The organism is Rubneribacter sp. (genome assembly GCF_965361815.1).
Genome location: NZ_CBDTNW010000101.1, coordinates 1 through 13063, shown reverse-complemented (window position 1 = coordinate 13063; position 13063 = coordinate 1). Strand labels below are relative to the sequence as shown.

At 66.5% G+C, this 13063-nt stretch carries 12 protein-coding genes; 2 read left to right on the top strand and 10 right to left on the bottom strand.

Annotated elements, in window-relative coordinates; genetic code table 11:
• Positions 1-19: 19 nt before the first annotated feature.
• The 4 genes from ACWKY3_RS07435 to ACWKY3_RS07420 all read right to left on the bottom strand — a co-directional run bounded on the left by ACWKY3_RS07435 (position 20) and on the right by ACWKY3_RS07420 (position 8737).
• Complete coding sequence (locus ACWKY3_RS07435; RefSeq protein WP_449315792.1) at positions 20-3571, bottom strand: lectin like domain-containing protein; 3552 nt, start codon at positions 3569-3571, stop codon at positions 20-22.
• Positions 3572-3606: 35 nt separating this feature from the next.
• A complete protein-coding gene (locus ACWKY3_RS07430) occupies positions 3607-3903 on the bottom strand; it encodes a hypothetical protein (protein WP_449315791.1) in 297 nt (98 codons plus the stop codon).
• A 117-nt stretch (positions 3904-4020) separates the two neighbouring features.
• Positions 4021-6843: a lectin like domain-containing protein gene (locus ACWKY3_RS07425; RefSeq protein ID WP_449315790.1), complete on the bottom strand. Its 2823-nt coding sequence runs from the start codon at positions 6841-6843 to the stop codon at positions 4021-4023.
• 43 nt (positions 6844-6886) lie between these two features.
• Complete coding sequence (locus ACWKY3_RS07420; protein ID WP_449315789.1) at positions 6887-8737, bottom strand: hypothetical protein; 1851 nt, start codon at positions 8735-8737, stop codon at positions 6887-6889.
• Positions 8738-8937: 200 nt separating this feature from the next.
• Between ACWKY3_RS07420 and ACWKY3_RS07415 the strand changes: the two genes are divergently transcribed.
• Both ACWKY3_RS07415 and ACWKY3_RS07410 read left to right on the top strand, forming a co-directional pair.
• A complete protein-coding gene (locus ACWKY3_RS07415) occupies positions 8938-9258 on the top strand; it encodes a hypothetical protein (protein WP_449315788.1) in 321 nt (106 codons plus the stop codon).
• Positions 9259-9400: 142 nt separating this feature from the next.
• Positions 9401-10450 (top strand): DNA/RNA non-specific endonuclease, encoded by a 1050-nt coding sequence (locus ACWKY3_RS07410; RefSeq protein ID WP_449315787.1) that lies wholly within the window; start codon positions 9401-9403, stop codon positions 10448-10450.
• Positions 10451-10475: 25 nt separating this feature from the next.
• Here ACWKY3_RS07410 and ACWKY3_RS07405 read toward each other — a convergent pair whose 3' ends face one another.
• From ACWKY3_RS07405 to ACWKY3_RS07380, 6 genes are all read right to left on the bottom strand, one after another.
• On the bottom strand, positions 10476-10601 hold the full coding sequence (locus tag ACWKY3_RS07405; protein WP_449315786.1) for a hypothetical protein: 126 nt from the start codon (positions 10599-10601) through the stop codon (positions 10476-10478).
• Positions 10598-11542 (bottom strand): N-acetylmuramoyl-L-alanine amidase, encoded by a 945-nt coding sequence (locus ACWKY3_RS07400; RefSeq protein ID WP_449315785.1) that lies wholly within the window; start codon positions 11540-11542, stop codon positions 10598-10600. The genes ACWKY3_RS07405 and ACWKY3_RS07400 overlap by 4 nt, the downstream gene beginning before the upstream one ends.
• Positions 11532-11672 carry a hypothetical protein gene (locus tag ACWKY3_RS07395; protein WP_449315784.1) on the bottom strand — a complete coding sequence of 47 codons (141 nt, stop codon included), beginning with the start codon at positions 11670-11672 and terminating at the stop codon, positions 11532-11534. Before ACWKY3_RS07395 ends, ACWKY3_RS07400 begins: the two co-directional genes overlap by 11 nt.
• Positions 11665-11889 carry a hypothetical protein gene (locus ACWKY3_RS07390; RefSeq protein ID WP_449315783.1) on the bottom strand — a complete coding sequence of 75 codons (225 nt, stop codon included), beginning with the start codon at positions 11887-11889 and terminating at the stop codon, positions 11665-11667. The genes ACWKY3_RS07395 and ACWKY3_RS07390 overlap by 8 nt, the downstream gene beginning before the upstream one ends.
• A complete protein-coding gene (locus ACWKY3_RS07385; RefSeq protein ID WP_087316683.1) occupies positions 11889-12104 on the bottom strand; it encodes a hypothetical protein in 216 nt (71 codons plus the stop codon). Before ACWKY3_RS07385 ends, ACWKY3_RS07390 begins: the two co-directional genes overlap by 1 nt.
• A gap of 208 nt (positions 12105-12312) precedes the next feature.
• Positions 12313-12936 carry a hypothetical protein gene (locus ACWKY3_RS07380; protein ID WP_449315782.1) on the bottom strand — a complete coding sequence of 208 codons (624 nt, stop codon included), beginning with the start codon at positions 12934-12936 and terminating at the stop codon, positions 12313-12315.
• Positions 12937-13063: the final 127 nt, after the last annotated feature.

Below are 13063 nucleotides of genomic sequence, written 5' to 3'. Positions count from 1 at the left end.
TTCCTCTGCCGTCGCCTTCCTATCGCCCGGCCTCGTCGGCGCGCCGGCGCGCGCCTACGGCGGCGATCATCGCGCACGTTGCCGCGACCAGCACGCAAAGCGCCGTCGCACCTGCCGCCGCAGCCGGATCGCCCGTGCGCGCAAGCGCCTTCGGATCGGCCGCCGGCGCGGCATTGTCCGCAGGCGTCGCGCCATCGTCGCCGTCCGTGTCGCCGGACGCATCGCGCGGCATCGTGAGCGCCTTCACGCACACGTTCGTCACGTACGAGCGCGAAGAACCGCCCTCGGACGCCGCCGAGCGCGCGCCGGACGCGCCGGATCCCGCCGCCGCGCCGCCGGACGCCTCGCCCTGTGCGAGGTCGCGTCCATACCCTGCAGGATCCTCCCAGTTCACGCCGTCGGCCGACACCCAGCTCGCTTCGCGGTTGCCGTCTTCGTCGCGCCCCATGAACGAGGGCTCAAGTCCCGCCGCCGCGCTTTCGGGATCGGGCGTGAACGCCTCCACGGCAATCGGGTAGGCGTAGCGCTCGTTTTCCAGCCGCACCACCACCGAGAACGTCTCGCCCGCCAAAAGCGCCACCGGCTCGTCAAGCTCCACGGTAACGTAGCCGGGAAGCTCCCGCACGCCCGAGCGGCTGGAGACAAGCTCGCCGCCGCGCGGATCGGCGTCGGTCGCTCCGCGGTACACCTCCACGGTGTACGCGGTGCCGACGCCCGTCGTGCAGAATTGCACGCGGTCGAGCGTCTCGTCGCGCGCGCTTCCAAACACGTTGGCCGCCCAGCCCGCAACGCCGCCGCCCACCGACAAGGATTCCGACCAGCCCGCCGCATCGTACTGGTACAGCCGCTCGCCCTCGCGCGCCACCTCGCCCATCAGCGCCGCCTGGGCGATCAGCGTGGCGTCCTCGTAGGACACCCAAAAATAGCCGCCGTCGCCTTGCCCGACGCCCCAGGAGTTCTTCACCAGCCACGCGCCGTCGCGCTCAGGACGCATCCCTTCGTTGAAGTTGTCGCGCGCATAGGCGTCGTCCCAGCCCACGATGGCCACATAATGATCGGCAACCGCTCCGGGCACGCCCGCAGCCGTATGGTAGCTCGACGTTTCCGCACAGAAGTTGCCGAGCGCCTGGTTGGCGCAGAACTCGGCCACCACCGGCGCCTCTTCGACGACAGTGCGCTTCACGGCAGCGCGCAGGTCGTCGCCTTCGAGCGCCTCCCAATAGCCGCCGGCGCCGGCGCTCAGGTACGCGGCATCCGTGAGACGCGCATCGCTCGCAGAGCGCAACGACTCGTCCATCTGCGGATTCGCCCAGTCGGTCACGCCCTCCTGCGCAACGACCGCGCCCTTGCCGGCAGCCAGGCTAGCGGCAATCGAAAACGGCGTGACGCCGCCGTCGTAGGGGTTGTCGGGCATAAACGCATTCAGGCCGGCCGCTTCGCGCTCCTCATCGCCCATCGTGGCGAAGTACACGGCATGGAAGGGCGAGAGTCCCGCTTCCACCAACTCATCCGACGCCGCGCTGTCGTAGACGAGCGAGGTTTCCAAAGACGCCATCGAGGCGAACGGCCCGCACAGGTCGGTGGTGCCCTGATCGCGCACCGGCGTGACAAGCCCCTCCTCGCGCGGGTCGAACGACGAGCGCAAGGCCGGGTCGTCCGGTTCCTCGGGGTCGGGGCCGGGTTCGGGTTCGGGCTTCGGCTCTGCCGCATCCGTCGTGAACGCCTTGATCATGACGTTGCCCACGCCCTCTTCCGCGTACACCTGAGGATAGTCGCCGAACCGCGAAGGCGAAATGCGATCCTGCACCTCGGCAGCGGAAAGCTCCGTCACGTCATCCCACGTGGCGCCCCCATCAACGCTGTAGAAGCTCTCACCCGCGTTCGCCACGGCCCGCTGCGCCTTCACGTAGCCGCCCTGAGCCTCGTCGGGGTCGTTGGCATCGTAGGCTGCCACCTCAAGCGGCAGGTACGCGCCCTCGTAACCCTCGATGCGCTCCACTACGGAGAACCGCTGCCCCGCGCTCAGGGCCACCGGCTTATCGAGCGCGATGGTGTGGTAGCCGCCGTACTCCACCTCTGTCGTCTGGATTGTCGCCAGCGTGCCGTCGGTGGGGCCGGTCGCGTCGCCGTCGAGCAAGTACACCTCCACCTGCACGGTGGAGCCGGGGTTCGCCGTGGTCGCGGACACGGCCTTTAGCACCTCGTCGCCCTCGGCCTCAAACACGTTGGCCGCCGCAACGGCCTTTCCGAACGCGCCCGGCTCGATCTTGCCCACGCTCGCAGCGCTCAGGTAATCGTACTGGTAGTTCGAGTCGTAGCTGAACGAGCCGTCCGCATCGGGCAGATCGACCAAGAAGGACGTGGGCTCGCATATGCTCATGTCGTAGTACGACAGGTAGAAGCAGCCGTCCAAGCCCCAGTCGGCACTCCAGCTGTTCTTGACGATCCATGCGCCGTCATCAGGCGGCTGCTTCGTGAAATTATCCCGAGAAAACGTATCGTCCCAGCCCACGATGGTGACAGCGTGGTTGGCCGTCGTGCGCTCGTCCACGTCGGGCGTGGCCTGATCGTCCTCGGTGATGTAGGCGTTCACGTACTGGGCGCTTGCCAGATAATTGAAGTACTCGCTCTCCCCGTAGCCGGGATCGTCCGGGTCGGTGATCGGGCGCGACTGGTCGGCATGGTAGCTCACAGACACCGCGCCGTTGTCCACAAGCGCGCGCTTGATAGCCGCCGTGGCGTCAGGATCGTAGGTGTAGTTGTCCGTGAAAGGGTTCTCCGGATCGGAGAACACGGCGGGGCTGGGAAGCGAGATCACGTCCTGCACGTGCACGGACGCAACGGTGCGGTCGCTTTCGAAAAGCGACCAGTCGCCGGAGGTGTCGTACTCGTCCCAAACCCCGTTCACGTCGGCGTACGGGATGTCGGCCTCGTCAGCCGCGCCGAACCACGCCGACAGCACGGCGGTGGAAATGCCGTAGTCGCCGCCGGCGTTGAAGGTGAGCTGGGTGTCGGTTGAGGTCGCGCCCGCCGTGCGCTTGGCGAACGCACCCTCCCCCGCCTGATCCGCGTCCGTTTCGGCCCCCACCGCCGTGCGGCCGAACCACGCCAGCTGGCGCTCGGAGAAATCGGGGGTCGCGCCGTCGGCGAGGCCGCCCTGCACAAGCACGTTGCTCTCAAGCGAGGCCATGGTGCCAAACGCCCAGCACGAACCCCACGGGTTCTGGTATTTCACCGGCGTGGAATCGCCCGTCTCGCGCAGGTCGAAACTCGCGGGCAGGTCGCCCTCGTCCTCGGAGGCTGCGCGGACGCCCGCCGCAGCATCCGGGTAGTTGTAGCGCGACAGGGCGGCGATACTCGGCACGGAGAACGCGCCAGGCTGCACATCGGCAACCGTCCAGTCGCTCTCGTCCGCATCCGTCGAGCCGCCCTCCACAAGCGAACCATCGGCGAAGGCCGCCGCCTCATTCGGCGCACCTGCCGCCTGCTCGGGCAGCGCGAACGCCGCCGCAGGCACAAGCCCGCACGCTAAAGCCACGCTGAGCGCCAGCGCGAACAGCCGCTTCGCCATGGATGCCCCTTCCTGCCGCATGACGCAACGCCTCCTTAGCGGTACAGAACCGTCACCAACTGGCTCATGACGGTGTCGCCCGACCCGCAGGGGTTCACCTTCACGTCCACGATCTCGCGCCCGTTTTGCTGCAGGAAACCGATGACGCCCTCCATGGTGAGCGACAGGTTCTTGTACGAGGTCAGCCCCGACGACCCTTGGAAGCAGCCCACATGCAAAGCGCCGTCTTTCTCGGATGCCGACTCAACGGTGATGCCCATCTCGTCGAGCGCCTTCGCCACGCGTTCCTGCAGCTTCTCCTCGTCGGACTTTCCCGAGCCGAACAAACCCATGGCGGGCCTCCTTCCGCAACTCCCTCCACCGCAATGCGGAAGGATCCGTCGAACTGAAACAGGCGGCCGGAAGGCATCCCTCCGGCCGCCACCTGCACCTACCTTTGCGCCCGCGCGCTACTCCTTGCCGATGCGCCGACGCATCGCCAGCGACGCACCGGCGACAAGCGCCGACAGGCCGCCAACGCACGCGACCGCGATGCCGAGCAACGCGTCATCACCGGTCCGCACCAAGGCGCCGTTGCCCTTCGCGTCGGATCCAACGTCGGGCTTCTCCTCGGAGCCGCCGCCCGAGCCGCCCGTCTCCTTCAAGCCGTCGGCCTTCGCGGCGTCGAACGCCTTTTGTGCGGCGGCAAGATCCGCAGCAGCGCGCTCAATGTCGCTCGCAAGCGGACGCTCTGCACCCAAGACTGCCTCCGCAGAGGCGATGGCCGCTTTGAACGCGTCATGGGTGGCCTGCGTCACCCACGGCGTACCCTTCGCCACATCGGAGCCGTCCGCGCTCACGACGGTCTGCACCAAATCGTTGCGCGCGTCCTTGATGGCGTCCTCAAGCTGCTTCACCGCCTCGGCGCTCGCGTACTCGTCGGCCAACGTGCCGGGTTGCTTGGCCTCGTCGAACGCCCTCGTCGCCATGCTCAGAGCCAGGCTGATGCGATCCACATCGCCCTGCGTGGGATTCCCACCTGCTAGCAGATCCTCGGCCTCCATGATAGCAGCCACCAACTCGGCACGCACGTCGCTCGGCACCCAGTACTGCGAGGCGGGAACGTCGGAGCCGTCTCCCGCGACGCTCTCCACCGCACTTTCAAGCATAGCTTTCGCGGAAGACAAGTACACCCCAAGCTGAGCCACGCTCTCCTCGGTGGCGGGCTTGTCGGCGCCCTCTTCAATCGGGTAGCCGTACGCTTTGATGGGCAGGTTGTCAATCTGATTGCCCCGCGCCTCGCTCGCCACGGAATCCGCGTGGAAGTCCCGCCATGCGGGGTTCTCCCCGTTCTCGTCGGACGCGTAGACGAAACTCTCGCCCTCGTTCACCACGCCCTCGTAGTAGTAGGAGGGAACCCTCTGCTGGATCATCTCTTCGGCCGCCTTGGCCGCGGCATCGGCGATCTGCTGCTGGCCTTTCTCGGTTTCCACGTACTCGTTCGCCTTGGCGGTCGCCTCTTCTTCGCTCGCGCCTTCCTCGATCAGCCTGTTGTACGTCGCCTGCCACAGGGCATCTTTGGCCACCCCAAGATACGTCTGGTAGTACGTCTCGTAATACTGCTCGTGGTACTGCTGTTCGAACGCGTCGAGGGACGCCCGATCCCAACCGACATCGTAGCTGACATAGTAGTCGTTGTCATCGAGGCACTGCTGCGTCACCACCACCGAGAAGCGCTCGCCTGCATTCAAGGTGAACGCCTGCTCGGCGGCCAGCTCCACCGCATGAAAGCCGCCCCACTCGAACGTCTGCTGAACCGTGGCCAGCTTCACGCCCTCGGTGGGCAGGGTCGCGCCCTCCTCAAGCAGGTACACGTCGAAAGTCACCTGCGTGTTGGGGCGCGTCGTTTCGCAGGTGAGCTTACGCACCGTCTCCGCATCGTCGGCAGAGAAGATGTTCGCCATCTTCATCGGAAGAGCGGAGGAATTGCTCACAACGTCCTGCGCAGGCATGTAGTCGTACTGATGCACGAAGTAGCGGTCACCCTCGCTTTGCGTGGACTCCACGGCGAAGTCGAACGACTCGGGCTTGGTGATGGTCTTGTCCCAGTACGAGAGGTAGAAGTAGCCGTCCCCATTGCCGTCGCCGTCCTCGTCGGTGCCCCAGCCGCCGGGATAGCCGTTGGGGAACTTGTCTCCCGCGCCCCAGCTGTTCTTGACGATCCACGCACCGTTGGCGGGCGGCTGCTTGTTGGGGTCGACCTCGCCTGTCTCCGGGTCGGGGTTGCCGAAGTTCTCCTTGGCGTAATTGTCATCCCAGCCGACGATGGTCACGGCATGGCTGATTCCCACAGCATCGTAGGTGTAGTGCGCCCACGAGCCGTCCTCATTGTTGCCGGGGTTCATGTAACCCATCTCGGTGATCTGGTTGGGCTTCGACTGATCCGCGTAGAACGCGATGGCCACACCGCGGCCCTCGTGGAGCTGTTCCTTGATGGCGTCGTTGGCGCGCTTGGCACCCTCGTAATCCTCTGCGGCGTTGTACTCGCCCGGAGAGGGGAGCTGCACGGACTGCTCGAACTCCACCATCTGCCAGAAGCGAAGCCCCTCGTCCACCGCCCACGTGCCATCTTTGCTGTACTGGTAGTTGTACTCCTTGCCCGTGACGGGGTCCGTCACGCTGTCGATCAGCCCTTCATCGTTTTTGTACGGCGCAGCCGACTCCGGAACGGGGCCGATGCCCGACGAGAACAAAGAGGTTCCGTACACCATCCACCCGCCGCTGTCCAAACGGCCGTTGTCTCCTTCTTTGAGGCTCACTACGCCCTCGCCGCCCTGACCGGAATCGTCATCGGCAGGAAGCGGTGTGTAGGTGAACCAAGCCAGATGGCGCTCGGAGATGTCCTTGAACTCCTCTTTCAGGGGGATGCCCTTTTGCGCGGCCTCGGAGATGATGCTCGCCTCCGAGGCAGAGGCGATGCCGAACGACCAGCAAGAGCCCCACGGGTTCTGGAACTTCACCGGCGTGACCACGTTACCGAACTTGCTGTTGTTCCGCAGGTCGAACTGGGTAGGCAGCACGTCCTCCGAAAGCGCGTTTGCCGCCGATGCGCCCGATGCCCAAGCGAACACGTCGTCGCCTTCCATCGTGCTGGCAACCTGTGGTGTCGCGCTTGCCGGTTCCTCGGCAAGCGCTGCAGACGGCACGCCCGCCATCGCCGCCGCAAGCGCCACCGACACAACCGCGCATCCGGTACACCGCCCCAGGCTTCGCGAGCGCCGCTCATTCCGCATAATGCACCTCCGCTTTATCGCTTGCACAACGCATATCCCTCTCCTACCGCCTGCCCGCACGGCGGCGGCACACCGCAGCCACCACCATGCCGATAAGCGCCAACGCACCCGCGCCCGCCAGAATAGGCACCGCAGAGAACAGCGGGTCGCCCGTGGACGCCAACGCGCGCAACGCCTTGCCCGAACTGTCGGCGTTCGCCTGCTCGACATCAGGCGTGGGCGTAGGCTCGGGGTTAGGGTCGGGCAGCGGCGTGGGCTTGGGGTCGGGATCGGGATCCGGCTCCGGATCGGGCGCCACGTAGTCGCCCGGCTGCTCGGCCGTCTCCACCGCCGTGGCGCTGAACGCGTGGTACGGCTCGTTCTGCACGCTTGCCAGCACGTACAGCTGGCCGCGGTAGGCCGTGGCCGCCGGAGCGAGCAGCGTCTGCCACGAGGCGCGCTTGCCGTACGCCGTCGGCGCGGAAAGGCCGTCTCCCGTCAGCAGGTAGGTGTCGGTCGCGCCGTTGTCGCTTTCGGGGCCCACGAGCGCGAAGCCGTCCGCAAGCGCGCCCGACGTCCAAGCCATCTGCCCCGTCTCGGTCACAAGCGCCGTCGTGTCCACCGACGTGCCCGCAAGCCACCCGGCAGGAATTTCCTCTTCTGCAACCGGATCCCAGCCGCCGCTTTGCGGCGTCACCAACTCGACGCCCAAAACGCCGCCCGCCTGGTAGCTCACCGATATGCCGCCCGAAACCACGAACGAGCCGTTGCCGTACGACACCTGGGGTCGAACGCGTCCCATGGAAAGCTCGCCGCATTTCTCAAGCTCCTGCGCCTCGAAATCCACGCGGTACACGATGGCGTTATCGACCGTCCCGCTGTCCGTAAGGCCCAAGCCCCCGAACACATATGCAAACTCGCCGTCGCTCGCCAGCGTTCCGTACGCCGGCGCGTCGCTCCCAAACGAGAACGTGTAGCCGGCAGGCTCCCACGTTTCATCTGCCGCATACCGAACGAACGTGGTGGAACCCGGAGCATCGCTTAGCTGCAGCACCAGCGCGCCGTCCACCGTCGCGCCCGATACATCAACGATGTCCCCTTCCAAACCCGCTTCCTTAGCCAAGTCGGTCGGCAGCGGCACCCGCTCCCATTTCTGTGCATCGGGGCGGTAACGCAGCATATAGTCGTACGCATGAAGCTCCACGTTGAAATTGGTCGTGCGTGGCAGGCAGTAAATGCTGCCGTTGAAGCCCACGAGCTGCCACGACCCCCAGCCGGCAAGCTCCTCGGGGACGGGCAGGTTCGTCTGGTCGTAATAGGTCGCGTCCGCACGCGCGCCCAGGTCGGCCCGGTGGCTGGCCAGCTTGCCGTTCGCCTCCACGCGCACGACCGTCTGGCCGCCCGCGAAGCCCTCGGGCTTCCGCACCGTCAGGCGCACCTTTTCGTCATCCATATCGTCGCGGCTCATCACGGCGGCCTCCACGTCGCCTAGGCGCACCGTCGTAGCGCCCTCGGGCATGAAGTAGCCCTCCACCTCCACGGCGCCATCCGCATCGCGCACCGCCGTGATGGCCGGACCACGGTTGCCCGCGCCGTCAACCGTGGCGTATCCGCTCGTGGAGCACAGGCCCGCATAGCGCTCGTCGCGCACGGCCGCGCCCTTCACCAGCGCCGCCAGCTTCTCGGCCGATTTCGCCTCGTCGCCCGCAACGTCGGCCAACCCCTTCCCGGCCAGCACCGCCGCCGCGCCGGCCACCGCGGGAGACGCCATCGACGTGCCCTGCTGATATCCGTAAGGCACCAGATCGCTGCCCAAGCCGATGCTGTCAACCGTCAGCGTTGCGGAAACAGGGCTGCCCGTCTGGTGAATGCCGCCCTGCATGGACATCTCGGCCACCAGGTAGGCGATCTGCAAGTGGGAGACTGAGGGGGTATAAACGGTTTAGAACGCCTGACAACAGAAAACAACATTATCGCAGGTAGATATAGCTGTTTTCAAAATCAGGAGCGACATTCCAGAACGCTTCGAAACGCTCCGATCAGGCTCATTCGTACCGGAATTCGTACCGACCCAGACCCCGGGAGAGACGGTTCCAGAGGGAGAGGAGAACCCCTATGGCAACCGACTGGAAGGCACTCGAGGAAGCCGAGGACCACGCCTACTTCATGGCGGAGCTCATGGACATCTCGCCCGAGAGCTTCACCCTCGAGGAGAAGAAGCAGATCCTGCACGACATGATCGCGAGCTCCTCCGCCATCGAGAACGCGATGCGGGACGAGTTCGCGGAGCTCGACGAGGTCACCCAGACCCGCTTGATCGACGACCTCGCGGCGGACGGCCCGAGGAGCCGGGAGTGGTGGTACGAGGTGCTCGTGGACGGGCCCCGTCACCGCGACTTCCCGACGCTCACCGACGGCCCGCGCCGCAGGAGCTAGCCCTGGGAGGCCCTCGCCCCGCTCAGGGGCGCGGGCCTCTCCCTTGTGTACCCCTTTGTGAAGCGCGCGACATGCGCGAACGCTCGCAAGGCGGCCCAATCTGGCGGATAATCTTGTCACGCCGCGACGAGAGGAGCACCGGATGAGAGACGCCGCCAAACCCGACCGCAGCGCCATCGGCAGGGCCAGGGCCCTCGCGCTCGCCATCCTCGTGGCGATTTCCCTCGCGGCGCTCCCCGCGTGCTCCGACGACGCCCCGAGCCCCCAGGCGCCCGCGCAGGAGAGCCAGGAGGCCGTGGCCGCCGCCCCCGAGGGCGCCGCTGACGAAGAGGGGCCCCAGGCCGGGGAGGAAGACCCCGCCCCCGAGGAACCCACCGTCCAGCCCGCCCCCGCCGCCCTCGACCCCTCACAGCTCCCCGCCTACGACGGCAGCCCCTACGCCACGGTCAACGGCAACGCCCCCACCATCGGCGAGGACGACCTCCCCGCCGCCAGCGAGTCCTACGCGCCCCTCGACCACCTCGGCCGCTGCGGCGCCGCGATCGCCGTCGTGAGCCCCTCGACCATGCCCGCCGAGGGCGAGGAGCGCGGGTCCATCGGCATGGTCAGGCCGACGGGCTGGCACACCGTGCGCTACGACGACCTCGTTGACGGACGCTACCTCTACAACCGCTGCCACCTCATCGGCTGGCAGCTCACGGCCGAGAACGCCAACGAGGAGAACCTCGTCACCGGCACCCGCTACATGAACACGGAGGGCATGCTCCCCTTCGAGAACGAGGTCGCCGACTACGTGGACCGCACGGGAGGGCGCGTCCTCTACCGCGTCGAGCCCGTCTTCGTCGGCGACGAGCTCGTCTGCCGGGGCGTCCACATGGAGGCGCGCTCGCTCGACGACGCCGGCATGGGCGTCGCCTTCAACGTCTTCTGCTACAACGTGCAGCCGGGCGTCGGCATCGACTACGCCACCGGGGAGAGCTGGCGCGAGGAGAGCGCCCTCCCGCAGGACCCCGAACCCGCCCAGCCGTCGGAGGAGCGCACCTACGTCCTCAACACCAACACGAGGAAGTTCCACTACCCGGAGTGCAGCTCCGTGGACCGCATGAGCGAGAAGAACAAGCAGACCGTGACCGACACGCGAGACGACGTCATCGCCCAGGGCTACGACCCCTGCGGCAACTGCAACCCGTGACGAAGGGGCCCTCGCGGGGCCCGGCTCACCCGATCCGGTCGCCCAGCCTGCCCGCCAGCCACATGACCGGCACGAGCGGCAGCACGGCGACGATGAGCACGACCGAGAGCGCCACGGCGAGCCCCCAGCGGGCGTCCTCCCGCGAGATCACGACAGGATCTCGTTCACGCGGGCCTGCACGGCGTCGTAGAGCGACCCCAGCCGGCGCCTGCGCTCCTCGCCGTTTCCGTACTCGCCGCGTATGACGGCCCGCGCCAGCGCCTCGACGTCGGCGCCGCCGGACGTCCCGCCGGAGCACCCGGCGCCCAGCATCTCGTTCACGCGCGCCTGGACCTCGGCGTAGCGGTCGCCCAGCGCGGCCCTCCGCGCCTCGCCGTTGCCGAACTCGCCTGCGATCACGCGGCGCGCGAGGTCGTCCACGTCGTCGGCGGCAGGGGCCTGGGTGGCGGGTGCGCTCGAGCCTCCCGCCAGGATGCGGTTAACCTCCGCCTGCACCTCCGAGTAGCGGCTTCCCAGCGCCGCGCGACGCGCCTCCCCGTTGCCGAACTCGCCGGCGATGACGCGTCGCGCGAGCTCGGAGACGGTCCCGCTGGGGGCGGCGCCCGCCGTCCCGCCGGGTGCCGAGCCGCCCGTGATCGCCGCCCTGAGCGCCGCCCACTTGGACGACGCCACGTAGGGCGCGGGGCACAGCTTGCCCGTCACGTCGTAGTGGCGGATGACCCCGGAGGCGCCGATGCCGTACTTTGCCATGAGCTTCTGCACCAGCCAGGCAAGCTTGGTGATCTCCGTCCCGCTGTAGTCCTCGCCGGCTGAGACCACCTCGATGCCGATCGCACGGCAGTTCATGTCCCAGTTGCCCGCGTGCCAGGCGGTGTCACCCTCGGCGACGCTCTGATAGATCTCCGGGGAGATGCCATCCACGAAATAATGGGCGCTCGCCCCCTGGCCCTCGTTGCGCGAGAAGTACGTCGCGTTGTTGCGCGCGCTCGCCGTGGTGCCCGTATAGTGGACCACGATGCGGTCGATCGCGCGGGAGCGCCCGCGCGTCATATGATCGCTTCCGCACTGCTTGAACAGGATGCTATACGCCATCGGGCACCTCCTCGAAGCCGTCGTCCTCGCCCTCGTCGGGCTCCCAGCCGTCCGGCGCGGCCGCCTCGACGCCCTCGCCGCGCAGCGCCTCCCAGCGCTCCTCCTCGCTCGCGAACTCGCACTCACTCATCGGAACCACCGCCCGACGGCAGCGCCGCGCCGAGCTCCGCCATGACGGGCGTGAGCACTGCCATCACGAGCGCCACCACGACCGCGCGCCACTCGGGCTCCAGAACCGCGCAGCCCACCAGCATGTCCACGTTGGCCACGACCACGCCGAGCACGCCCTGCACGATGGTCCTTGCCAGGCGCCACGGCCACTCGTTGGACGTCAGGAATGTCTCCATCATTGCCCCTTCCGCAGATTCTCGATCTCCGCCTTCACGACGGCGACGTCCTGCTCCAGGGCGTAAGTGCGCTCGACCATGCGGTTGTGCTTCTCGACCTGCCGCGTCAGGTTGTCGATCTTGACCTCCATGACCGCGCGGCTGCGCGAGTTGGACACGAGCACCCCGGCGAGGGTCAGCACCCCCGTCACGAGCGCCGCGATAACCGACTCCATGTGCGCCTCCTCCCTGGACGGGAGCGCCCCGCCCTTCTGGGAGAAGTGTCGACCGTGGTCACAAACGGTCATGTTTAGCTGCTGATATGTTGAGAAGCGTCGACTTCCGTCACTTCACAAAAGAGTTCACAGTAGGGACTCGGGGTAACAAAAAAGCGCGGCGTCGGAGATGTGACGCCGCGCTTGGGTTGGGGCACCTGTTGGGAGCCTAGTTCTCGCCGGGGTAATCGACCTTCACGATGCCCCTCTCTTCGAGGTATTCCAGCATGGCCTCGTAGACATCCCTTTCGTCACGCCACTCCATCGCTTCGGCGTAGTCGACGGCGTCGCCTCGGTAGCAAGAGGGGAACCACTGCTTCAGAACCCCAGTGACGGCGAGGTCCAGCTGGTCTGCCATCTTGTCGCGATCGGGTCGACTTTTCTCAAGGAAGTCTTCCTTGGTCACACCGTGCATGAGCAGCGTGTTGAGCAGCTGTCGATAGGACCCGAGCTTCTGCTGCTCGGCAAGGATATAGGGAAAGTGATCAGGATTCAGGTAGTTCTCGAGCCAGTAGTCCCTAACGCCCTCGTAGTCCATGACGGGGAGCTCAAGCGTCCAGCAGTACTTGCCGGCAAGGAAGTCGGGATGGACGTTGACTGCGCGGGCGATGAGGTCAAGAAGCTGGGGAGTGATCTTATTCTCGGAGACAGCGCGTCGAATAGTCCTGATGTCCTTTCCGATTCCGCCTTGATTGATCAGCCTGCCAAGAGAGTAGAGGGAATAGCCGCGGCGATTGATAACGCTCCTCATCCATTCACCGTTAATGGGTTTCTTGATTTCGGACTTAGGCATCTAGACCCTCCTTTGCATAGGACATTTTCAAACAAAAATGGGCTCTTCGGGTGTTTGTGTGGGCTGACGCGGCAGTGAAAACGGGGGCCTAGCAGCGGCGGCGCCCTCCGCGTATCGTTTGTTTTTC